This is a genomic window from Chryseobacterium sp. YR221 (genome assembly GCF_900176315.1).
GTDB classification, from domain to species: domain Bacteria; phylum Bacteroidota; class Bacteroidia; order Flavobacteriales; family Weeksellaceae; genus Chryseobacterium; species Chryseobacterium rhizosphaerae.
This window is the reverse complement of the sequence record NZ_FWXM01000004.1, coordinates 142981-167324: the sequence shown is the minus strand read 5'-3', so window position 1 is coordinate 167324 and position 24344 is coordinate 142981. Positions and strand designations below refer to the sequence as shown.

General features: G+C 38.0%; 19 protein-coding genes. 16 read left to right on the top strand and 3 right to left on the bottom strand.

The genetic code is table 11. From position 1 onward, the window contains the following. Positions 1-35: 35 nt before the first annotated feature. Entirely contained in the window at positions 36-1598 is a 1563-nt protein-coding gene (locus B8967_RS13175; protein WP_084086405.1) for an SGNH/GDSL hydrolase family protein, read from the bottom strand. Positions 1599-1608: 10 nt separating this feature from the next. Further along, a complete protein-coding gene (locus B8967_RS13170) occupies positions 1609-2850 on the bottom strand; it encodes an OmpP1/FadL family transporter (RefSeq protein ID WP_084086404.1) in 1242 nt (413 codons plus the stop codon). A 278-nt stretch (positions 2851-3128) separates the two neighbouring features. Between B8967_RS13170 and B8967_RS13165 the strand changes: the two genes are divergently transcribed. The 6 genes from B8967_RS13165 (at position 3129) to B8967_RS13140 (ending at position 11283) form a co-directional block, all read left to right on the top strand. Further along, positions 3129-4526, top strand: coding sequence for a PSP1 domain-containing protein (locus B8967_RS13165; RefSeq protein ID WP_047484655.1), 1398 nt, complete (start codon positions 3129-3131; stop codon positions 4524-4526). Beyond that, positions 4519-4983 (top strand): gliding motility lipoprotein GldH, encoded by a 465-nt coding sequence (locus tag B8967_RS13160; RefSeq protein ID WP_084086403.1) that lies wholly within the window; start codon positions 4519-4521, stop codon positions 4981-4983. The genes B8967_RS13165 and B8967_RS13160 overlap by 8 nt, the downstream gene beginning before the upstream one ends. 6 nt (positions 4984-4989) lie before the next feature. Further along, the gene (locus B8967_RS13155; RefSeq protein WP_047484651.1) at positions 4990-7368 is read left to right on the top strand and encodes a transglycosylase domain-containing protein; all 2379 of its coding nucleotides are present in this window, start codon (positions 4990-4992) and stop codon (positions 7366-7368) included. 75 nt (positions 7369-7443) lie between these two features. Continuing rightward, the gene (locus tag B8967_RS13150) at positions 7444-8985 is read left to right on the top strand and encodes a protein adenylyltransferase SelO (protein WP_084086402.1); all 1542 of its coding nucleotides are present in this window, start codon (positions 7444-7446) and stop codon (positions 8983-8985) included. An 85-nt stretch (positions 8986-9070) separates the two neighbouring features. Continuing rightward, complete coding sequence (locus B8967_RS13145; RefSeq protein WP_047484647.1) at positions 9071-9925, top strand: T9SS type A sorting domain-containing protein; 855 nt, start codon at positions 9071-9073, stop codon at positions 9923-9925. Positions 9926-10011: 86 nt separating this feature from the next. Next, positions 10012-11283, top strand: a complete 1272-nt coding sequence (locus tag B8967_RS13140; RefSeq protein ID WP_228406173.1) for a DUF6080 domain-containing protein — start codon at positions 10012-10014, stop codon at positions 11281-11283. 53 nt (positions 11284-11336) lie between these two features. Here the strand turns inward: B8967_RS13140 and B8967_RS13135 are convergent, their stop codons facing one another. Continuing rightward, positions 11337-11894, bottom strand: coding sequence for an SPOR domain-containing protein (locus B8967_RS13135; protein WP_084086401.1), 558 nt, complete (start codon positions 11892-11894; stop codon positions 11337-11339). A 182-nt stretch (positions 11895-12076) separates the two neighbouring features. On the opposite strand from B8967_RS13135, the gene B8967_RS13130 reads away from it, so the two are divergent. The 10 genes from B8967_RS13130 (at position 12077) to B8967_RS13085 (ending at position 24342) form a co-directional block, all read left to right on the top strand. Next, a complete protein-coding gene (locus B8967_RS13130; RefSeq protein ID WP_047484643.1) occupies positions 12077-13435 on the top strand; it encodes a c-type cytochrome in 1359 nt (452 codons plus the stop codon). A 23-nt stretch (positions 13436-13458) separates the two neighbouring features. After that, positions 13459-16527, top strand: coding sequence for a TAT-variant-translocated molybdopterin oxidoreductase (locus tag B8967_RS13125; protein ID WP_084086400.1), 3069 nt, complete (start codon positions 13459-13461; stop codon positions 16525-16527). Between the two features lie 25 nt (positions 16528-16552). Then, positions 16553-17950: an NrfD/PsrC family molybdoenzyme membrane anchor subunit gene (nrfD, locus tag B8967_RS13120; protein WP_047484639.1), complete on the top strand. Its 1398-nt coding sequence runs from the start codon at positions 16553-16555 to the stop codon at positions 17948-17950. Further along, on the top strand, positions 17937-18458 hold the full coding sequence (locus B8967_RS13115) for a DUF3341 domain-containing protein (protein ID WP_047484637.1): 522 nt from the start codon (positions 17937-17939) through the stop codon (positions 18456-18458). The genes nrfD and B8967_RS13115 overlap by 14 nt, the downstream gene beginning before the upstream one ends. Beyond that, complete coding sequence (locus tag B8967_RS13110; protein WP_047484635.1) at positions 18451-19146, top strand: c-type cytochrome; 696 nt, start codon at positions 18451-18453, stop codon at positions 19144-19146. The genes B8967_RS13115 and B8967_RS13110 overlap by 8 nt, the downstream gene beginning before the upstream one ends. Before the next feature lie 8 nt (positions 19147-19154). Beyond that, positions 19155-20486, top strand: coding sequence for a hypothetical protein (locus tag B8967_RS13105; protein ID WP_047484633.1), 1332 nt, complete (start codon positions 19155-19157; stop codon positions 20484-20486). Between the two features lie 141 nt (positions 20487-20627). After that, positions 20628-21644 (top strand): hypothetical protein, encoded by a 1017-nt coding sequence (locus tag B8967_RS13100; protein WP_084086622.1) that lies wholly within the window; start codon positions 20628-20630, stop codon positions 21642-21644. Between the two features lie 50 nt (positions 21645-21694). Then, complete coding sequence (locus B8967_RS13095) at positions 21695-22894, top strand: hypothetical protein (RefSeq protein ID WP_084086399.1); 1200 nt, start codon at positions 21695-21697, stop codon at positions 22892-22894. Further along, on the top strand, positions 22895-23431 hold the full coding sequence (locus B8967_RS13090; RefSeq protein WP_047484628.1) for an adenine phosphoribosyltransferase: 537 nt from the start codon (positions 22895-22897) through the stop codon (positions 23429-23431). Positions 23432-23634: 203 nt separating this feature from the next. Beyond that, complete coding sequence (locus B8967_RS13085; protein ID WP_047484625.1) at positions 23635-24342, top strand: YfgM family protein; 708 nt, start codon at positions 23635-23637, stop codon at positions 24340-24342. The last annotated feature ends 2 nt before the right edge of the window (positions 24343-24344 follow it).

Sequence of the window (24344 nt, the reverse complement as noted above, 5' to 3'; positions counted from 1 at the left end):
CTCCTGTGGTCTCTAAGTTTTTATTTTATCAATTATTATGGGAATTTAACACCAGAATATTTGTTTGGATCTACCTGTGGTAATGTAGATCTGTATTTTGCATTTATAGATTTAATAAACTCATTGGCAATGACACCATATCCTCGTCCTGTAAGGTGAACACCATCAAGAGAGAAAGCCCCTCCTGTCACAAACTTCGCTGTATATTTCACTCCGTCAAATGAAATTCCCGATTGACCGTTCAATTCAGTCATTTTAGCATTTGCATCTACAAAAGCCAATCCATAAGAGTCAGCCAGTGATTTAATCGAAGCATTATAAGCATCTGTTGCCGTTTTTACATAACCAGCCTCTGTTTTTGTCAATACATGTTGGTTTTGTAAAGGATAAGAAATTCCATACACATTTACCGGAGCAGGCACACCAGGTGCGGTAGTATTAATCACAGAACTTGTAGTAAGCAGGATATAATCATTTGGAGTAGCTTGTCTTGCCTGTCCAAAGATTTGTCCGAAAGCACCAGCCATCACCGGTCCTAAAGAAGGAGTTAAAGCTGCTGTAAGCTGAGCTGATAAATCCGCAAGAGCTACATCTTTAATTAAAACAGGATTGGAAGCAGTAGTAGAAAGAAGATTAATTCTATCTCCCGCACCAAAAGCCGTAAGCGCTTGCTTTAAAGGACCATATAAACTCGCATTAAGAGTTGCCAGGTTAGCCCCTAAAGCAGCTGGTGTCAAAGGATTGTAAGGAACTGTTGTAAAGAAAGGCACAGTAGTAACATAAGGGATGTTTGCAATAACCCCTTTAGTGGTCCCTACACTTTTAAGACCGTCCAAAACTCCTTTAATAGAACCCGCCACTACTGCCGGATCAGAAATATCATTTGATCTGTATGTAGCCGGGTTAGTATTTCCTGTCTGAACTGTAGCAGTAGTATATGTTGTAACTCCACCTGCAGTCTGAGAGTTTGTTCCTCCATTGGTAGCATAGGATAACACATCATTATTTCCTATCCAAAGAGAGAAGAATGTCGCTTTCTGAGCCATAGCATCAGCCAAAACACTTGTTGTGGCAGAAGAAGCAAATCTTACAAAATAAGGGTTAGCAGTTCCAAGTGGAAGACCCGCCTGGCTACCATATCCAGGTGCAACCAGATGGAATGACTTCGCGCCCGGCACCCCCATATTATTATAAGAACTGCCAGCAGGCAAAAGATCCAATGCCGCCGCCGGAGCACTTGGTACCGGAGCCGGGGATCCATTAACAATCTGAAGGTTTAATTTCCCAGGAAAACCAGGAAGGTTGTTAAATCCTCCTACATCATTAGGCATTAGAGGCTGTTTGAAATCTCCTCCACCCGCAAGTCTCATCTGTCCGGCAATCATACTCGGATAGGACTCATTCTGCCCACTACTGTATAAGGCACCGTCACGATATCCGGAAGTAAGAGAGTTTCCTAAAGAAATATATTTTGAAAAATCTGCGTCTCCTTTCGTTACAGGAATATCTTTCACATCTGCATCGAAATCTGTATTACAGCTCGTTACAGTGAAAAGAAGTGCAGAGACAGCAATTGTTGATATTATAATTTTTTTCATAGTCATTTAATTAAAAAGGATTATAAGATAAGCCTAGACCGAAGTAGAACGCTTTAGCTTTCGCCTGTCCGTAAAGCCCAAGAGCAGAGTTATTTACATCCCTAGCCTGAGGCATTGCATATCCTCCAGCAATATCAATCCCAAATTCTTTCAATTTGAATCCAACCCCACCAGTCACTACATAAGTATTAAATGAAGGCGTTTCAGGAATAAAGTTTTCATTGGAATAAGGAGATTCATCATAATAAGCCCCCAAACGTCCGTAAATCATATTCGTGAATGCATATTGAGTACCTAATCTGAATGTCTTGGAGTTTCTGAAATTCTTAGGATTTACAAGAACTGTCGGATCTGATGGATTGTTTGTTGCAAGAGGTGCATTGTCAAAATCCAATACCAGTTTACTATATCTTTCCCATCCATGATAGTTAAAGTCTGCAGAAACCTGCCATTTCGGAGTAACCTTATAAGTTAAACCAATGGTATATTCTTCAACCAATGGAAGAGTTGCTGAAAATCCGTCTTGTCCTGCTGCATTTAATTTTAACAGCGAGTAAGGAGACTGTGTAGGGAACTTGAATGTAGCTGTTCCGTTTTTAGCCTTCATGTCTATTGCTGAACGGTATGCAATACTTACATCCAACTTAGGGTCAGGTCTGAAATAGAAACCGAATCCATATCCATGTCCACTGGCTTTTTCATCATTGATGTTAACCTGTCCATTAAATTGTGTTACAGCTTTATCCCAGTCTACCTTTCCTCTTGCATAAATATAACTAGCACCAAAAGACAACCAAGGAGCCAGCTTCACAGAAACCATAGGCTGAAAATAAAAACTCTTCAGTTCCATTTTCTGTACCAATTCTTTTCCTTCCCAATTTTCCGGCCATTGAACAGTACTTCCAAAAGGTGTGGAAAAACTGAAACCTACGGAAAGCTTTTCTATGGGTCTATAAGTAATCGCTGCGTAGATAGGTGTTCCCAGAGGATTATCTGTTTCTGTGCTTTGTAAAGTATTTAAGTTTTGAAAAGTAACTTTATTACTTGCACCAAACCCTCCAGCCACTACACTCAGTTTGGAAGGGATAAATGACATACCCGCCGGGTTAAAGAATGTCACACTCGCGTCTTCGGCATGAGCACTAGTATGCGCCATTGCCAACTGTTTCACCCCCTGCAAAGAAACTCTGAAGCCCCCTGCGTAAGATAAAACCCCCGCCAATAAAGCAGTTGATACTAATATTTTTTTCATAGACTATTATTATATAACCCAAATATAAAGTTATTTTGAATACGTCTGTTAATATTTCCCAATATTTTAAACAATATACCTAAAGAAAATTATGTTTAAAATAACACTTTGAATAAAATAAACTATAAAATCATTGTTTTTAAACACTTAAGAGCATATAAAAACACATTCATTTATTTTGTTTAACATTAAACAACAAGGTTATTGAATATTTAAATATTTTAGAATTGCATAAAGATAAAAATACATAAATTTGCAAGATTATAAATAATAGTAATATGAGTTGTGGATGCAAAACATCCGGCGATTCTGCACATTCTTGCGGTCCCAAGAAGACTGCGAGTGGTTGTGAAAATGTAAATACCTGCGGGAATAGTTATAAATTAAGTGTTTTTGACTGGCTTTCTAACATCAACAATCCAGCACCTAACAGGTGTGATTTTGTAGAAGTTAGGTTTAAAAATGACAGGAAATCTTTTTATAAAAATGTAAATAATATCCCTTTACATATTGGTAGCGTAGTTACAGTAGAATCAAGCCCGGGACACGATGTAGGTGTTGTAAGCCTTACCGGAGAATTAGTGAAAATTCAGATGAAAAAGAAAAAATCATCTGAAGAATCAGCACTAAAAATATACAGACAAGCCAACCAAAAAGATCTTGAGGTATGGCAGGAAGCAAGAAAAAAAGAAGATGCAGTAAAACTTGAAGCAAGAAAAATTGCCCACAGATTAGGACTTGAAATGAAAGTCACAGACGTGGAATATCAAGGTGATTCTTCAAAAATTACATTTTATTATACCGCTGATACCCGAGTGGATTTCAGACAGTTGATAAAAGAATACGCCGGCTCTTTCAGAACAAAGATCGACATGAAACAGATCGGTTTCAGACAGGAAGCGGCAAAAGTAGGAGGTATAGGTTCTTGTGGACGTGAGCTTTGCTGTTCAACCTGGCTAACCGACTTCAGATCTGTAAACACCAATGTAGCAAGATATCAGCAGCTGAGTATCAACCCTCAAAAGCTGGCTGGACAATGCGGAAAGCTTAAATGCTGCCTGAACTACGAACTGGACAGTTATCTGGATGCATTAAGCAATTTCCCATCTTCTTCAACCGTTTTGGAAACAGAAAAAGGAAGAGCATTCTGTATTAAAATAGATGTCTTCAAAAAGAAAATGTGGTTTGCCTATGTAGACAGTTCTATTGCCTGGTATGATTTTGATATTGATCTTGTAAAAAAATTAATTTCAAAGAACAAAAGAGGCGAAAGAACGCTTCCTCTGGAAGATTTAAAACAACCTGACTCTCCTCTTCAAAGCATTGACCTTATTCAGGAAAACAATGTAGACCGTTTCGAAAAGAAAAACAGAGGAAACAGAAACAGAAATAACCAGAATAAGCCAAACAACCCTCAGCAGGGACAAGGGCAAGGGCAAGGACAGAAGAGAAACAGACCGGAAAGACAGGACAGACCGGAAAGATCTGAAAAGCCTGAAAATCCAAATGCTCAATCTGGAAATCAGCAGCCTAAACAACAAAAGCCTAATCCACAACAAAAACGTCCTGTGGAAAAGACAGAAAATAGTGCTGACTCTGAGAATAAGCCACAAACCAACCCTAATAAGAAGAAATTTAAAAAGAAATATCCTCCAAAAAAAGATAAAGATGCGTAACATTTTAGGATTATTTTCCCTTATCCTTTTCTTTAGCTGTACTTCTTCTTCAGGAGAAGATGTCATGATGAATTCCGTTGATAACAAATGGAATAAGAAAAGTGAGCAAAAATTTAATCTTGAAATTTCAGATCCGCAGAATCCTAAAAATATTATATTTGTTGTAAGGAATAATAACGATTATCCTTACAGCAATATAAGGTTCATTGTCAATTTCACCAATCTCCAGAACAAAAAAAAGGAAACCGACACCTTGAATTATGTTTTGGCAAAACCCAATGGAGAATGGCTTGGTACAGGCTTTGGTGATACAAAGGAAACGTTGTTTCAGTATAAATTGAATTATAAATTTCCAGGAAAAGGAAAATATGAAATCGGGCTGACTCAGGCTATGAGGAATGACAACCTTCCGGGAATTGAAGATATTGGGGTAAAATTAGAAACGGCTAAACCGTAATCATAAATGGAAGAAAACAGAAAAAATACAGGAAATAAAGGGAAAACTTTCCCTCTGCCTCCCAAGCAAAAGAAAAATACCTCTTGGAAAAAATGGGTTTCATTTATTTGGATTGGGCTCATTGCAGTAGTATTAGGAATTTCAGGCCTTTTCTTCGCTGTTTCTCAAGGTTTCCTTGGAGAAATGCCGGATGTAAAAGAACTTGAAAATCCGGATATCTTTGTCGCTTCTGAAATCATCTCTTCAGATGGCGTTACTCTGGGTAAGTTTGAAAAAGAAAAAACACAGCCTATTGTTTACAAAGATCTTCCTCCCTATCTTATTTATGCATTACAAGCTAAAGAAGATGAACGTTTTAAAGAACATTCAGGAATTGACCTATACTCTATTGCCAGAGCCGTTGCATACGGAGGGGGACGTGGAGGAGGTTCTACCATTACCCAGCAGCTGGCAAAGCTTCTTTTCACGGGAACGGCTTCTCAAAACAAAGTAGAAAGAGCTTTCCAAAAGCTTAAAGAATGGGTAGTAGCAGTAAGTCTTGAAAAGAGATATACAAAGGAAGAAATCATCACCCTTTATTTCAACAAATTCGATTTCCTTTTCAATGCAAACGGTGTTGAAATGGCTTCCAGGGTTTATTTTAATAAAAAAACCTCGGAGCTTACCCTGCCTGAAGCGGCAACTTTTGTAGCCATGCTTGAAAACCCAAGAAAAAACAATCCTTACCGATACCCTGAAAAGGCAAAGGAAAGAAGGAATGTTGTATTGGATCAAATGCAGAAAACCGGATATATTGATGCTGCTACGTATGAAAAAGCAATCAATACTCCTGTGGAAGTAGACTTCCACCCTATTAAAAGCATCACTGACGGATATTCCGCGTATTATAAGTTTTACCTGAGAAAGGAAATTGACAAATACCTGGCAGGATATGAAAAAGAAACCGGCAAAAAGCTAAACCTTTATAAAGACGGTTTAAAAATATATGTTACTCTTGATTCTAAAATGCAGAAGTATGCCGAAGAATCAATCAAAGAACACTTAACAGATCTTCAAAAGAGATTTGACGCTGAACAAAGAGGAAGAAAAAACAGACCATTCTACTATCTTACAGATAAACAGATCAGCCAGGTAATGCTTCAGGCCATGAAAAGAACCGGCCGATATAAGCTGTTAAAAGCTGATGGTATGCCTGAGGATTCTATTATGATGGAGTTTAAAAAACCTATCAAAACATCCCGATTTACATGGAGTGGAGAGGAAGAAGTGGAAATGTCACCTTGGGATTCTATCAGATACCACAAGCAGATTGCACAGGCTGGACTAATGTCTATGGTTCCGGGAACCGGAGAAATCAAAGCCTGGGTAGGAGGTATCGATTGGCAGCACTTCCAATATGATCATATCAAACAAGGTAAGAGACAGGTAGGATCTACCTTCAAGCCTTTCGTATACGCTACAGCAATCATGAAACTTGGAATGACCCCTTGTTCAACAGTTTCCAACGGAACTTATGACCACAATGGATGGCATGTTCCGGGAAGGGGAGGAATGCTTACTTTAAAAGACGGTTTAGCACACTCTCAAAACCCGATTGCAGCAAGACTGATTGAAATGACGGGCGTAGACGCAGTAATCCAGACTGCTAGAGATCTTGGAGTAACGGAAGACATCCCAAGAAACAATACAATTGCCCTTGGTTCATCAGATATTACCATCTATGAAATGCTAGGTGCTTACAGTACTTTTGCCAATTATGGAAATCACAACAAACCGGAAATGATCTGGAGAATTGAAGATGCCAACGGAAGAGTAATCAAAGAAGTAAATGTTGAGCCGAAAGAAGTCATGAACCCATTATACGCCTACACCATGATTGAATTAATGAAAGGTGTTGCACAGTACGGAACAGCTTCAGGAGAACTTGGAAGAAGAGGGATTTCAAAAGGTGTAGAGATTGCAGCCAAAACAGGTACCACACAGAACAACTCTGATGGATGGTTTATGGGGATTACTCCTAAGCTAGCAACCGGAGCATGGGTTGGATGGGAAGACAGAGCAACTCACTTCTTTGGAACCGGTGAAGGACAGGGAGCTAGAATGGCATTACCAATTTGGGCTATCTATATGAAAAAGGTATGGGCAGATAAAACCCTGGGAGTATCACCGGATGATAAGTTCATTAAACCTTCAGACTGGAAAGACGGTTGCTCAAACCTTAAGGGCTTAAGCGGAGGCTATGGAGATGATGGAAGTCTTCAAACAATCGACGAAATTAAAAACCCTAGAGCAGCAGACCCTACTCCTAAGAAAACTACAGAAAAGAAAGAGGAAAACATCAATGAGAATCTTCACTCTAACGATGAGGTAGATTTTAATAAATAAATTCTCTTTTAGAAATACACAAGACCTTTCAAATTATTGAAAGGTCTTTTCTTTTATAATTAATACCTTTGAGGTATGAATATCGAACGTATCAGACAGCCTTTCATCAAGAAATTTCCAGGGGATTTTTCCGGTAACCTTATACAGAGAAATACTCCCAAGGTTTTATTTGCTACCATTAGCCCAGCAGGATTTGATCATCCGAAATTAATAGCCTTCAACAAAACGCTTTCGGAAGAAATAGGAATAGGAGTTTTTGAAGAAAAAGATCTGGATTTTCTGGTTGGAAACAGACTTCCCGAAAACATTCAAACCTATGCCACAGCTTATGCCGGCCATCAGTTTGGAAACTGGGCAGGACAGCTTGGAGACGGAAGAGCGATTCTGGCCGGAGAAATTGAAAATGACTTAGGCAAAAAAACAGAACTGCAATGGAAAGGAGCTGGTGCAACCCCTTACTCGCGACATGCAGACGGAAGAGCCGTATTAAGATCTTCTGTACGGGAATATCTGATGAGTGAAGCAATGTATCACCTGGGAGTTCCTACTACAAGAGCCTTAAGTCTTGCTTTTACAGGAGAAGACGTGGTTCGTGATATGATGTATAACGGAAATCCTCAACTGGAAAAAGGAGCTGTGGTCATAAGAACCGCCGAAAGCTTTCTCCGTTTTGGACATTTTGAGCTCATGTCTGCCCAAGGGGAATATAAAACCTTACAGGAACTGGTAGATTTTACCATTGAGAATTATTTTCCTGAAGTGACTTCGTCAGGCATACAGAGATATAAAGATTTTTTTGAAAACGTCTGTACAAGAACTGCCAATTTAGCTGTTGAATGGTTCAGAGTAGGCTTTGTGCACGGAGTAATGAATACAGACAATATGTCTATCTTAGGACTAACCATAGATTACGGACCTTATTCAATGATGGATGAATACGATTTGAATTTTACGCCCAATACAACGGATCTTCCGGGAAGAAGATATGCTTTCGGAAAACAAGGTCAGATTGCCCAATGGAATCTCTGGCAGCTTGCCAATGCTCTTCATCCTTTAATTAAAGATGAGAAATTTTTAGAAGATACCTTAAATCATTTTGGTACCCATTTCTGGGAAAGCCACGATACAATGCTTTGTGCAAAATTCGGTTTTGATGAGTTGCTTAAAGATGATGAAGATTTTTTTACCAACTGGCAGGGTTTGATGCAGGAATTACAGCTGGATTACACTTTATTTTTCAATTATCTAGAAAAATCAACTTCAACTACTGATGTAAAAGACTTCTTTAACCGTGTTTCCTACAGTCTTGTGAATGATGAAAAACTGAAAAAACTCGAGGATTTTCTTAGTACATACAACTCCCGGCTAAGCCTAAACACTGTTTCAAGGGAACAGTCTTTAGCTATAATGAAAAAAACAAACCCTAAATTCACATTAAGAAACTATCTTCTCTATGAATGTATTGAAGAGATCAGTATTGGGGAAACAAGCATGCTTGAAAAACTAACAGATGCACTAGAAAACCCTTATGAGGAGAGGTATCCGGAGTTTTCAGCCAAACGGCCAAACAACTACGATGACATTACCGGATGTTCTACACTTTCCTGTAGTTCTTAGCAAAAAGTTAATATTTTTCTTCATATATTGAATAATCATTATGTCATTAAAATATTTTTACTAATTTTAGAAAAAAAATATTCTCATGAAAAGAACTCTATTATCTTTTGCATTATTAGCAAGCTTTTATAGCAGCGCGCAGACAGTACTGTCTGAAAGTTTTGAAGGAACCTTCCCCCCTACAGGATGGACAAGATCAGCAACTTTAGCCTCAAGACCATGGGGACCATCTAATGTAGCTAGTACTTTTCCATCAAGTGGAGCAGCAGCAGTAACAACCTATTCCATTAATGGAACGACTTCTGCTGCAATAGACTATTCAGCATCAAACAATGTTGCCAACCTGATAAGCCCATCTTTCAGCCTGGTAGGAACAACAAATCCTGCATTAAAATTTAAAGTGGTAGTAGGATGGTCTTATATGATCGATTTAGACAACGGAAACCTCATTGCACAGATATCAACAAATGGTGGAACCACATGGACAACTCTTTGGGATGAAGATACAGAAGCAGGTTTCACTGATGATGGAGATGGAAACGAAGCTACAGATTTATACAACACTGTACAAGTTCAAAAAGATTTATCTGCTTATGCCGGACAGGCAAATGTTCAAATCAGGTTTCAGTACACAGCAACAGATGCTGATGCAGTTTCTTTAGATGACGTTCAGGTTCTTACCAGCGGTACATTAGCCACTCATGAAGCCGTTTCAAAAAAAGCATCTTTAGACATCTATCCTAATCCTACTAAAGGAGAAATCAATATCAAAACTGATAAAAAAATAAAAGCTACTTCCGTTTTTGATATGACAGGAAAATCATTACTACAGACAAATTCCGAAAATCCAAATATATCTTCATTCCCAAAAGGGACATACTTAGTAAAGGTGGTATTTACGGACGGAAGTTCTTCTACAAGAAAAGTAGTAAAAAACTAAGCGATTTAAATTTATATAATCTTAGAAGCTCACCTGATATGGTGAGCTTTTTATTTTTACTTTTGCAAAAAATCTGACCCGTGTCTTTGATCAAAACAAAACTTATTCATTTTTTAAAGCTGGTATTTCCTTCCACTTATACAGAAGTGGCTGTTTTTATATTTTTTATCACCTGCTATGGAATCCTCGGATCTTACATAGCACTCAACTACAGAATAATATTTGACAGCAGAATTCCATGGGATGCGTACTTTAGTTTTGATAACAAATCCATCCTTATGACCGGAGGAAGCTTCGAGAGACACCCCCTGTCCTATTATTTTTTCAATTGGATCAGAGAATTTTCACTTTTTATTTCAGGAGGTAAAATGGATGCTAATTTCAGGCTTACACTGGCATGGTTCAGCAACATCATCATCACATTGAATATTGTTCAGGTTTTTAAATACTTAAAAAATATTATCAGACTTCCTTTACCGCTTAATGTACTCATCATCCTGTTTTTTGGTGTTTTTTCAACGAATATCATCCTGTCGTTCACTCCTGAAAACTTCACTTACACTCTATTCTTACTTAGCCTATACAACCACTATGCGGCCATCAAACTAAGAAAACAGGAAAAAACACCTACAGCAGCGTTATCACTGGCAGTCATTAGCATTGGAGGCCTTACTATAACCAATCTTGTCAAGGTTTTTATTCCGGTATTTTTTGAAAAAGGTCTTTTCAGGGATTGGAGGAAAGTAGGTAATGCAGTACTAAGGGGAGCTATCGCCATTATTTGCTATGCACTACTCTATCTGAACCGAATTGATTTTAAGTATCAGAATATCTTTTCAAAAACCAACCAACAGTATGAAAAATTCTCTAATGTAGAATCCATACCCACCTGGGATATGATCCTTTCTTTCTTTTTTGGCGGTAATATTTTATTCCCAAGTTTTATCATCTCTGACAAACACAATATGAAAGGCTTTTCCTTTAAAGCACTTTATATGGAGTCGTATTCATCAGTGTTTTCATATATTTTCGTAGGAATATTACTGGCACTGATAAGTTGGAGTTATTGTAAGAATTTTAAAAACAAATGGGTCCAGATTATTATGATCTCATTTTTTGTTGATATGATCATCCACTGTGTTATGAGATTCGGTCTTCACACCTCTTACATCTATGGAGGACACTTTGTTTTTGTCTACCCACTGCTCATAGGATGGCTTTTCTATGCTTACAGATCATCACCCAGAATATCAGCATTTTTAACATTGACCGTTGCTCTGCTGTTTGTTTACCTGCTGACCAACAACTGGTATAGAATGTCCGAGTTTTTCTGGTTCCTGGAAACTTATTACCAATAAAAAAGGCTGAGAATAGTTTCTCAGCCTTTTTAGTATTTGAAATCAAATCTCCTTTATTTTGCTTCCGCACAGAAAATTCTGTACTGTACAGCAACTGCAGATTTGAAATATTCTCTGATTTTTGAAAGATCACCTGCAGCACTTTGTTTTGTAAAGTAACTTCCAGCTAAAATTTTATAATTTGGTCTTAAAGAAGCATCCGTTTCCACCTTAAGATTGGGAAATCTTTTTCTGAAATAAGCCTTCACCTCATTAGCTTCCTCATTGCTTTTCACTGTTGTAATCTGAATTTTAAATCCTAAAATTCTAGGATTTTTTTTACAAATCTCAGCATTGGTAAGCTCTCTATTTGGAACATAAATTTTAGGTGGCTTCGTCATGCCTCCAGTAGAAATGCCATTATCGGTATTATTAGAATCTTTAGTTGGAACATTGTTCGCAACTTTGGAACATTTACCTTCAATTCCTTCCAAGGCAGCATTAATTTTTGAATCCATTGTCATGACAAGCTCCGTTCCCGAAAGCGTATCCTTTTTAACAACTTGCTGTGCTTCAATATTATAAAATCCTAATAATGATAATATTGAAAATATTTTGATCAGATTTCTCATTTAAACTTGTTTCCGCAAATTTATACAAATTAAAAAACTATACCAAACAGGTTATTTAGAATCAATACAAATTAACCTTAAATGACATTTTCCCCTTTTTATATGCCGTTAAATTAGTGTTAAAAATATTATTTTTGCGGGATTGATATGTTCAATAATTTTACTAACATAAGATAATTTAAATGATTAGTTGGAGAAAGCATTATAAAAAAACGTTGATCGCAATAGGCTTATTGCTATCAACCAGTGCTTCATTTTACGGGCAAGACGGCGATCCTAAAAACGGAGAGAAACTTTTCAAAGCGAATTGTACTGCATGCCACGCGCTGGACAAACAGGTTATTGGACCACCATTAAAAGGGGTTGTAGAACGTGTAAAGACAGAGGGCGGTGTAGACAAAGATTGGCTTCACAAGTGGATCAAAGACAACAAAGCTCTTAGAGCTTCTGGGGATAAATACGCCAATGAGATTTTTGAAAAGTATAATAAGACTGAGATGTTACAGTTTCCTAATCTTACAGAGAAGGATATTGATGACATTTTAGCTTTCACTACTAATCCTCCGGCTCCGGAAGAGAAAAAACCGGAAGCAACTCCTGCAACTGGCGCAGCCGCGGCAGCACCTGCAGACAAAACTACTACAAACATTGTCATCATTTCTCTTTTAGCGATTGCAGGTTTATTAGTTTGGATCTTGGTAAAACTAAGACAACTGGTAACACTGGGTCAGTCTGAAGAATTAGCGGGTCTTAATGAAACAAGAGTTCGTTCGTTCAAGGAAATGTATGAGAAGTTCCACTACGTAGGTAAGATAGCTTTAACTATTCTGGCTATTCTTGCAGCTTACGGAGTATGGAACTGGTTAATGTGGATCGGGGTGTACAAAGGGTACAAACCAGAACAACCTATCTACTTCTCTCACAAAATTCACGCTGGAGAACAGAAAATTGACTGTCAGTTATGTCACTCTAGTGCTAAATACGGGAAAGTATCTGAAATTCCTTCTATGAACGTTTGTATGAACTGTCACAGAACAATTTCTGAATACAACGCAGATCACTACATGGAGCCAGGAAAAGACAAGGCATTCTATGACGGAGAAATCCAGAAGATCTATGCTGCAACAGGTTGGGATCCTGCAAAACAACAGTACACAGGAAAAACACAGCCGGTTGAATGGACAAGAATCCACAACATGCCAGACTTCGTGTACTTCAACCACTCTCAACACGTAGTAGCTGGTGAGCAAGCAATCATCAATTCTTTCAACAAAAAGAATCCAGACAACAAAATTGATGTTGTATGTAAAGCTTGTCACGGAAAAATTGATACAATGAATGTTGTTCAAATGGCTAACGACTTTACTATGGGATGGTGTATTGAGTGCCACAGAACTACTGAAGTTGATATGAACAACGGTTATAATAAAGAGTACTTCAAGAATCTACATGACAAGTTGAAAAAACAATATCCTAAGGATGGAGGTAAAATCACTGTAGATGCTATTGGAGGTCTTGAGTGTGGTAAATGTCATTATTAATAACTAAAAAATTAGAAGTATAAATGGCTTCAAACAAAATACAATTCAGAAGTATTCATGAACTTAAAGATCCAGCTTTAAATAATAAGCTGGCTCAGAAAGAGTTTCAGGAAGAAATTCCGGTAGAAGATTTCCTTGGAGATGCTGAGAACAACGGATCAAGTACTTCAAGAAGAGATTTCCTAAAGCTTTTAGGATTCTCTACAGCAGCAGTTACATTAGCTGCCTGCGAAGCTCCGGTAATCAAAACAATTCCTTATGTGGTAAAGCCACATGATATTATTCCGGGAGTACCCAATTATTACGCTTCCACTTATTTTGATGGTTTCGACTTTGCCAGTGTTTTAGTAAAGACTCGTGAAGGTAGACCTATCAAAATTGATCCAAACCCAGCAGCTGGTGATTTAGGTAAAACTAACGCAAGAGCTCAGGCAAGTGTACTTTCTCTTTATGATAATGATAAAGTAAAGCAGCCTAAACTGGATGGTAAGGACGAAACTTTCGATAAAGTAGACAGCTTTGTTCTTAAAGGATTGGAAGATGCGAAAGCTGCAGGTAAAAAGATTGTGCTTTTGTCACACTCTTTTGCTTCACCAACTTTCAAAAAGCTATTTGCTGAATTCAAAGCAAAATATCCTACAGCAGAATTAGTAACCTATGATGCTTTCCCTTACTCTGCGTCTCTGGATGCAGCTCAGGAAGTATTCGGACAGAGAGCATTACCAGTATATGACCTTAAAGGTTCTGAATTGGTAGTTTCTTTCCAGGCTGATTTCTTAGGAGACTATAATGCTTCAAGCTTAGAAACTTCTTACGCAGCAGCAAGAAAACCAGGTCCAAACATGTTGAGACACATTCAGGTGGAATCCAATATGTCATTGACAGGTGCTAATGCTGACTCAAGATACAGATTAAAGCCAAGTGCTGTAAACAAAACTTTAGTTGAAGTTTACAATGCAATCGTAGGTGGTGGTACTTCTGATAAGACGGCTACTGAAATTGCTAACGAACTTAAAGCAAAAGGCAGCAAAGCTGTTGTTTTAGCTGACAGTTCTAAAGGAGCACAGGTTTTAGCACACTTAATCAACCAAAAATTAGGTTCAGTAGCTTTCACTGGTAAAGCGAACTTCCTGAAAGAATTTGATAAAGCAAGATATCAGGAATTCTTAGGATGGGTAAATGCTGGTCAGGTTGGCGTATTGATCGCAAACAATGTAGACCCTATCTACTCTCATCCAAAAGGAGAAGATTTCAAAAAATCTTTATCAAAAGTTGCTTGTGTAGTAGCTGTTGCTGATAAGAAAAATGAAATGTACAAAGCAGCAAAAGCTGTAATTCCTGTAGCTAACTGGCTAGAATCTTGGGGTGATATTGAACCTCAGACAGGCGTATATTCATTAATGCAGCCTACGATCCAGAAAATCTATAAATCAAGACAGATTGAAGAATCTTTATTGGTTTGGAAGAATGGAAAAAACAATGCTGCTAATAACTACTACGATTATTTAAAAGCTAGCTCAGCTTCTATCTTAGGTGCTACTTCTTTCAATAAGGCTTTATATAACGGTATCGTTACTTCTAACAACGCAACAACATTATCTTATGCAGGTGGAAACGCTGCACAGGCGGTTGCTGAATTAGGAAACTTTAAAGCTTCTGAATTAGAATTGGTATTATATACTAAGACTTCAATGGGAGATGGTACTCAGGCAAACAACCCTTGGTTGCAGGAATTACCGGATCCTCTTACCAGAATGTCTTGGGATAACTACTTGACAATTTCTCCTAAAGATGCAGAGAAATTTGCGATTGATAACGATCTTAATGCAAGAATGCAGTTGGATGGTTCTATCGTAAACCTTACTGTAAACGGAGTAACAATAAAAGATGTTCCTGTATTCATTCAACCTGGTCAGGCAGAAGGATCTGTAGGTCTAGCGCTTGGTTATGGTAAAAAGAACTCAGGAGCTACTGCAGATACAGGGGTAAATGCTTATCCATTATTTGATGGTTCTAACCTGGCTCTTTCAGGAGTTAAGATTGAAAAGACAGGAGAAGATCACGAATTTGCAGGTATCCAGCTTCAAAACACCTTAATGGGACGTTACGAAATTGCTAAGGAAGTTCCTTTAGCTGAATTCATCAACGTACCTTTTGATGACGAGCACAAAGGATGGAACAAGCCTTTGGAATACCACACAATCAGTGGAGCACTTCCAGCAAGAAAAATTGACCTTTGGGATGCTTTTGATGATACAGATGGTCCTCACTTCAACTTATCTATCGACTTAAACTCTTGTACAGGTTGTGGAGCTTGCGTTATTGCATGTCAGGCTGAAAACAACGTTCCTGTAGTAGGTAAAGAAGAGGTAAGAATGTCCAGAGATATGTATTGGTTAAGAATTGACCGTTACTATTCTTCAAGACAGAAAGTAGAGGTATATGAAGGATTAAAAGAAGGAATGGCTGTACCAGAATTATACGGTACTGCTTTCAATAAAGAAGGAGGTGCACTAAATCACCCTGCAGACAATCCGGATGTAATCTTCCAGCCTGTAATGTGTCAGCACTGTAACCACGCTCCATGTGAAACTGTATGTCCGGTAGCGGCTACTTCACACGGTAAGCAAGGTCAAAACCATATGGCTTACAACAGATGTATCGGTACCAGATATTGTGCAAACAACTGTCCGTACAAAGTAAGACGTTTTAACTGGTTTACGTATAACCTAAATGACAAGTTCGACTTCAACATGAACAACGATTTAGGAAGAATGGTACTTAACCCAGACGTAGTTGTAAGAACTAGAGGGGTAATGGAGAAATGTTCACTATGTATTCAGGAAACTCAGGCTACTATTTTAGCAGCTAAGAGAGACAACAGAAAAGTAACAGATGCTGAGTTTAAAAACTCTTGTGCTTGTGCTGCTGCTTGTTCTACTGGAGCAATGACGTTCGGAGACATGAATGACAAAGAATCTGAAGTTAGAGATTTATATTCTAGCAACAGAAGATATTATTTACTAGAGGAGATCGGAACCAAACCAAACGTGTTCTATCATACTAAAGTAAGAAACAGAGTAGAAAAATAAAGTTTAAATAATAAATAGGTAAAAAATGTCAGGACATTACGAAGCTCCGATAAGGGAACCTCTGATTATTGGTCACAAAACTTATCACGATATCACAGAAGATATTGCACGACCTATCGAAGAAAGAGCAGGTAAATTATGGTGGATTTCATTATATGCTGCGCTAGTTCTATTCATCTATGGATTCGGCTGTATCGCTTATACTATCGGGACAGGTATTGGAGCATGGGGGCTTAACAGAACTATTAACTGGGGTTGGGATATTACCAACTTCGTATGGTGGGTAGGTATCGGTCACGCCGGGACCCTAATCTCAGCAGTATTATTATTATTTAGACAGAGATGGAGAATGTCTGTAAACAGATCTGCAGAGGCGATGACGATCTTTGCGGTTGTACAGGCAGCAATCTTCCCTGTAATTCACATGGGTAGAGTTTGGGTTGGATACTGGGTATTCCCTTTACCAAACCAGTTCGGTTCTCTTTGGGGGAACTTTAACTCTCCTCTATTATGGGACGTATTTGCGATCTCAACTTATTTCTCAGTATCAACTGTATTCTGGTTTATGGGATTAATCCCTGACTTTGCAATGATCAGAGATAGAGCAAAAACTCCTTGGACTAAGAAGATTTATACTTTCTTAGCTTTCGGTTGGGGTGGTAAAGCAAAACACTGGCAGAGATTCGAAGAACTTTCTTTGGTTCTTGCAGGTTTAGCAACTCCACTTGTATTCTCGGTACACACAACGGTATCTTTTGACTTCGCAACTTCAGTTATTAAAGGATGGCACTCTACAATTTACCCTCCTTACTTCGTAGCTGGTGCGATCTTCTCAGGATTCGCAATGGTACAGACCCTATTGTTGATCGCTAGAAAAGTTTGTCACCTTGAAGATTATATTACCATGTATCATATCGAAATTATGAACATCGTAATCGTTTTAACAGGGGGTATGGTAACGGTAGCCTATGCTACTGAATATTTCATCGGATGGTATTCTGGATCAAGATTTGAAGACTTTACGTACCTTTCACCAGGTGCTGCAGTAGGACCTTACTGGTGGGCTTTCTGGTCATTGATTATCTGTAACCTTGTTGTTCCTGCATCTTTCTGGTTCAAGAAAGCAAGAACCAATATTATCTGGACATTCATTGTTGCATTGATCATTAACATCGGTATGTGGTTTGAGCGTTTCGATATCATCGTTATCAACCTTTCAAGAGATTACTTACCAGGATCTTGGACTATGTTTAAACCAACGATCATTGATGTGGGTGTATACTTAGGAACAATCGGATTCTTCTCTGTATTATTCTTATTATACGCAAGAACATTCCCTGTAATTGCACAGGCTGAATTAAAATCGATTCTGAAAATTTCAGGTGAAACTTATAAAGCAAAAGAAGGAGATGAGCACCACTAAAATTGTATACGGACTTTATGCTGACGACGACGATTTAATGAACGGCGTTAAAGCATTCAACGATAAAGGAATCAAAATAAACGAAGTATATACTCCGTTTCCGGTTCACGGACTAGACAAAGCTTTAGGATTAAAGAAAACAAGAATTTCTGATGCGGCCTTTCTATATGCTCTTTATGGTGTTACTATCGGTGCTACGGTTACCTGGTATGTAATGAACCATGACTGGCCTCAGAATATTGGTGGTAAACCAGCTTTTGACTGGGCACACAATATGCCGGCATTCGTAGTTCCAATGTTCGAATTAATGGTATTCTGTGCAGCTCACATGATGTCTTTAACTTTCTTAGTTAGAAACAAAATGTATCCCGGAGCTCCTGCTCAGAACCCGGATCCAAGAACTACTGATGATAAATTCATGATGGAATTTGTAACTGAAGATGTAGAATCTGTAAAACAGTTACTTATTGAAACTGGAGTTGAAGAAATAACTGTTAAAGATGCTTAAAATGAAAAAGAATGTATTAAAAATTACAGCAGTTTTAGGTTTAACTACAGTTTTACTTAACTCTTGCGGACCAAAAGACAATGCGCCATTGGTATATTTCCCGGACATGTATTTCCCGGTAGCTTATGACCCATTGATGAAAGCTCAGGATGCATACTCAGATCATGAGAATGAAATCCCTGCGTTTGTAAAAAACAGCTTTGCAACTGGTCTTGCTCCCGTAGAAGGTTCAGTGGCTCAAAATAAAGACGGAATCTTTGAAGAAGGTTTACTTCCTAAAAATGTAGATCAATACAATGCAGGATATGACGCTTCCAAGAAGATGACAACTTCTCCTCTTAATCCGGCAAACGCTGATAAAGATATTGAAAGAGGAAAAATGTTGTTTGACCGTACTTGTGCTGCATGTCACGGAACAGGAGGTGATGGACAAGGTCCAATCGTACAAACAGGTGCTTTCTCTGGTGTACCGAACTATGCTGATAGAGAAATTACTGTAGGATCTGTTCATTATGTATTAACAAACGGTAGAAATGCAATGGGATCTTATGCGGGACAATTGAACGCAGGAGACAGATGGAGAGTGGCAATGTATGTGATGAGTGCTTTCAAAAAAGGAGCAGCAGCACCGGCAGCAGCTACAGCAGCGGCGCCAGCAACTGAAACGACTACCGAAACTAAAAAATAAGAAAAGAAATGTATAGTTTTTCACCAAAATTAAAATCAACTTCTATAATACTTCTTGTTGTAGGTTTAGTTCTGTTTGGTATTGGTTTCTTTATGAATAAAGGACTTTCTACTGAGAAAATAGAACAAATGATGGAAGCTGTTCATGCTTCAGGTCATAATGCTCCTACCCACTCAAGTGAAATGGTTGGACCACAGGATCACGCAGCTCATTTAGAGCATGCTGAGCTTCAGGTTCACAACCAGCCATTAGCATCGCTGCACTTTGTAGCTGTCTTTTTCTTTGGAGTAAGTTGTGCTGTATTGTTTTTCTACTGTATTCAGCATGCTGCCCACGCTGGTTGGCCAATTATTATTACAAGAGTAATGGAAGCTATTGCTTCTTATATTCCTTACGGAGGTGCAATTCTGGTTATTATGATGATATTGAATATCACTCACAATGGCCACCTATTCCACTGGATGGATCCGGAATTAACGAATCCTGAATCGGCACACTTTGACGTAATTTTATTCGAAAAGAAAAGATTCTTAAATATACCTTTCTATGCTATCAGAACGATCATTTATGTAGTAGGTGCTTCATTCTTTGCATGGAAACTGAAAGCTCAGTCTAAAAAAGTAGATGAAACTAAATCTAAAGTTGAGTATCAAATGCTTTACAGATGGGCAGTAGGATATATTGCATTCTTCGGATTTGCTTCTGCTGCTTGGGCTTGGGACTGGTTGATGTCTATTGACCCTCACTGGTATTCTACAATGTATATCTGGTATTCAATGGTTAGCTGCCTTTCAAGTGGTATTGCTGTAATCATTCTATTAAGTGTTTATCTTAAGAAAAATGGTTTCTTACCACAGTTCAATGACAACCACTTACACGATTTAGGAGTATTCCTTTTCGCTACAAGTATGCTTTGGACATATACATGGTTCGCTCAGTTCATGCTTTACTGGTATGCCAACGTTCCGGAAGAGGTTAACTACTTCTTTGGAAGATTCCAACACTATGGAACTACATTCTTGCCAATGCTTATTGTAAACTTCTTATTACCACTATTGGTATTAGTGAGCAGCAGCATCAAGAGAAACTACAAAGTAGTAACGGTAATGGCTGTAGTAGTTATTTTAGGACACATCCTAGATTACTTCAACATGGTAATGCCTGGAACGGTAGGACCATACTGGAACACTCCTGAAGTATTCTTATTAATCTTGGGAGCTCTCCTATTCGTAGTTGGATTGTTTATGTTTACTGTACTTTCTGCTTTATCTAAATTGAAGCTGATCCCTACAGGAAACCCTTACTTACACGAATCTGAAATTTATGAGTATCCTTTCTAAGGACTTGTAACAAAATAAAATTATAAAAGACTGATTGTTAAACGATCAGTCTTTTTTTATGCCGTCAGCCCAATTGCTGCCCTTTTAAGATTCATTTCCTGCATATTCATAAGCCTGATGACTAACCCCAATAACAGTATTATGAAAAAAGTGTATCTGGTTTACCTGCTATTCTGTATGGTCTCCATTTTTACCCATGCCCAGACCATTACTTTCGTTTCCGAAAAAAGCAACATTCCTCTTCCAAAGGTTTCGGTTTTCGGCAGAGACGGTAGTATACTCGCCTACTCTGATATTGATGGGAAAATTGATAAACAATCCTTATCCCCGGCTCAGGAAAAATTCCAGCTGGTCTATAATAATTTTCTGGTGGCCACACTCTCCTATTCAGATTTTGACCAGCCTGTTATTAAGATCAATGATCAGGTAAAAGAAATAGAAACGGTAGTCATTAAAAATAATAAACCTGCAAAATATATCCTTATCAAAGGGAATTTTAATTCTTATGTTACGGTCAACAATAAACTGAATGCCTATGCCGATGGAATTGTAACCTATACTTTCGATAATAAAACGAAAAAGCTAAAAAGCAGTCATGTGGAACAATATCGAGTGTACAGACTTATAGATCCTAAGAAAGAAAAGAACCAGACCGCTTTTTGGGATTATGGAAGCTCATTAGGAATTCCCAATATGAAAAAAGTGGGAACCCTTGATGAATATAAAAAGAAAAACATAAAAATCAAGGAACTTAAAGGCAGCAGCAAAGATGAAATTGAGGTTACCGGTGAATACCTGCAGCAAAAAGAATTTGCCCTATTCGGATTCCGTTTTTTTGATCTGAGAGGAATTCAGAATATCGCTTTTGAAAAGAATTCTCAAAAAACACTCAAAGATCTACTGGAATTTAATGAAATCCTTTTTATTAAATTAAAACATAAAAGTGAGGAAAACTACAATCAGGTTATTTCCTACCAAAACTTTTATCCTTCAGAAATGAACTTCAGTGATAGTAATGATATGGATCAAGTAAAGTTTAATAAAGACTATAGCAACTATAAAACCCAGTATTGGCAGGATCCGTCATTCCCTAATATGCAGACTATCTTTAGTTCATTTTTTAAGGACGATTTGAAGGAAAAACAAAATAAAAAATAAAATCCACTATTAATAAAGGTTTTATTAAATTTGCAACAAACCAAATAAAAATGAAAAAGTTTTCTTTTCTACTTGTTTTCAGTCTGTTGCTTTTTACAGCATGTAAGAAAGATCATGTAGATGCTACGAATACTAAAACGCTGCAGTCAAGTATCAATGATATGACCTCCAGCTTATCAACCATTAAACAGATTAAGTTTAATGAAGCTCTTTATATCCTTAAGACATTCGGTGTAGAAGCAGATGGGGATGTGAACGAGCTAAAAGCACTTGGAAAACTGATTGACGGAAAAAAAGTGCCTGAAATCCTGACACTGGCAGACGAAATTGCACAGAAAAACGGAATCGAATGGGCAAGTACCAGCCCGCCTTCATTGGGAGAAATGAATATCTTCGGAGATGATAAAGCTAAAGAAAGTGATCCTAATGATGTAAAAGCAGGAGCACTAAGCCTTGTTACAAGGCCCATGGGTGATGACGGAGCAGGAGCTCCTACCTCTATCCAGATCGTTCCAAGACTTGTAGATGCTGCAGGAAATCCGGTATCATTTACAGGAGCAGGGCTAGAGGTAACACTGGAGGTTTTCAGCAACGGAGTGAGACTTTCTACAGCCAAAAACCTGATGCAGGATAATAACTTTAAAGGATTTAACCTTAAATTCTCCTCTATTCCGGCGGCAAAAGTAGTTGATAATAAAATAGACATCACTGTTTCAGTAAAAACAACGGCAAAAACATTCAAGATGTCAAAAATAGGGCTTGATGTAAATGCTGCTGCCCTGAAAGTGCCTGCTGTTCCTAAAACGGATACTACAGCAGTAACTCAGCAGCCAAGCGCTGTGGTAGATCCAAATAATCCTTCAACTACACCCACCACTACAGAACCAGGTACTGCAACTCCAACAGCACCGGCAGCTCCAAAGCAACCTACCGCAGACCCTAAAAATACAGTAAGCAAGTTTTTGAATAGTGTAAGCTCTCAAAACTTAAAAGCAGCATATGATGCCTCCAATAACCCAAGCTGGGGAAGCTATGAGTCTTTCTCAAACCCTACTTCAGGTTTTGGATCTGTAAAAAATGTAAGCGTAAAGAACATCACGACAAGCGCTACCAATCCTAACGGAGCCAGTGTCAATGCAACGTATGATGTAACCGATAAAAACGGTAAAACGACTTCATTAAAAGTAACTTTCGGACTTAAAAATGTAAACGGAGACTGGAAAATTTCCAGCTATAAAATAAACCCATAAATGGCTTCAGCAGAACTGATCAAAAGACTAGAAGAAACAATTGAAAATTTCCCTGACTTTCCAATACCAGGAATACAGTTTAAGGATATTTCACCCATTTTTTTAGACCCAAAACTATATGAAGATGTAATAGCCGATTTGGTTACCTTCAGCAAAGGAAAAATAGACGCTGTATGCGGAATAGAAAGCCGAGGTTACCTTTTTGGAATCGCCATTGCAGTAGCATTGGAAGTACCTTTTATTCTCATCAGAAAAAAAGGAAAACTTCCGCCCCCAATTATTTCAGAGAAATATGACCTGGAATATGGTACTGCTGAAATAGAAACCCGTGAAGGGCAAATCAAGAAAGGACAGAGAATACTGATACATGACGACCTTTTGGCTACCGGAGGGACTACCGAAGCAGCAGCCAAATTGGTGGAAAAACAAGGAGCAATCGCTTCTCAGTTCAGTTTCCTTATTGGTTTAAAAGGCCTGGGAGGAAATGAAAAACTTGAAAAGTTCGGTGCCGAAATCTATCATATCTTAGAATACTAAGGACTTTATAGCATAAATTATCCGACTCCGCTCTGCAGGACAACATCAACAAAAGGTTGGTTTAAAAAAGTCTTGCAGAGCGGAGTCGAAGCATTTTTATGATAAACAGATACTATTTCATAACATTTGCATAATAATACTGATAAAGTATTTTGTAAATCATTCAGAAACAATTAAATTTGCAGTTCAATTTTTAAAAACTTATGGCAAAATTGGGAAAGAATGCTCAGAATGAGCAAGAAGGTAAAGAAACGGTTGAGTTCTTTAAAGACCTTGACAGAGAGGCTTTAAACACTGAGAGATTTCTTGAAAAATATTCAAAACCTTTAGGGATTGTATTTGGAGTTTTAATCTTAGGAGTTTTAGGATTCTTCGGATACAAGCAATTTGTAGTTGCTCCTAAGAATGTTGAAGCTGTAAAAAGTTTCCTTGCTGCTCAAAAAAACCTTGTAGAAGGTAAAGATAAAGAAGCTTTAGGTGGAAAATCTGCTGCAAATCCTGGTTTTGTAGGTACATACAATGATTATTCCGGGACTAGTGTAGGACAACTTTCTGCTTACAATGCCGGATTATTGAAATTTAAAGAAGGAAAATTCCAGGAATCTTACGACCTTTTAGATAAGTTTTCATCTGATAACAAAACGTTAATGGCAATGAAATACGGAGCTATGGCGGATGCTAAATCAGGTCTTAACAAAAACGATGAGGCTTTAGCTTTATTGGATAAGGCAGCAACAGCGTCTAATGATCCTTACACTACTTATTTCTTCACAAGAAAAGCAGGGATCGTAGCTTTAGGATTAAAGAAAAATCCGGAAGCTAAAAAATACTTCTCAGCAATTGACGAGAAATATCAGGACTATGACAACGGAATGTCTGATTCTTATATTGAAATGACTAAATATTATTAAAA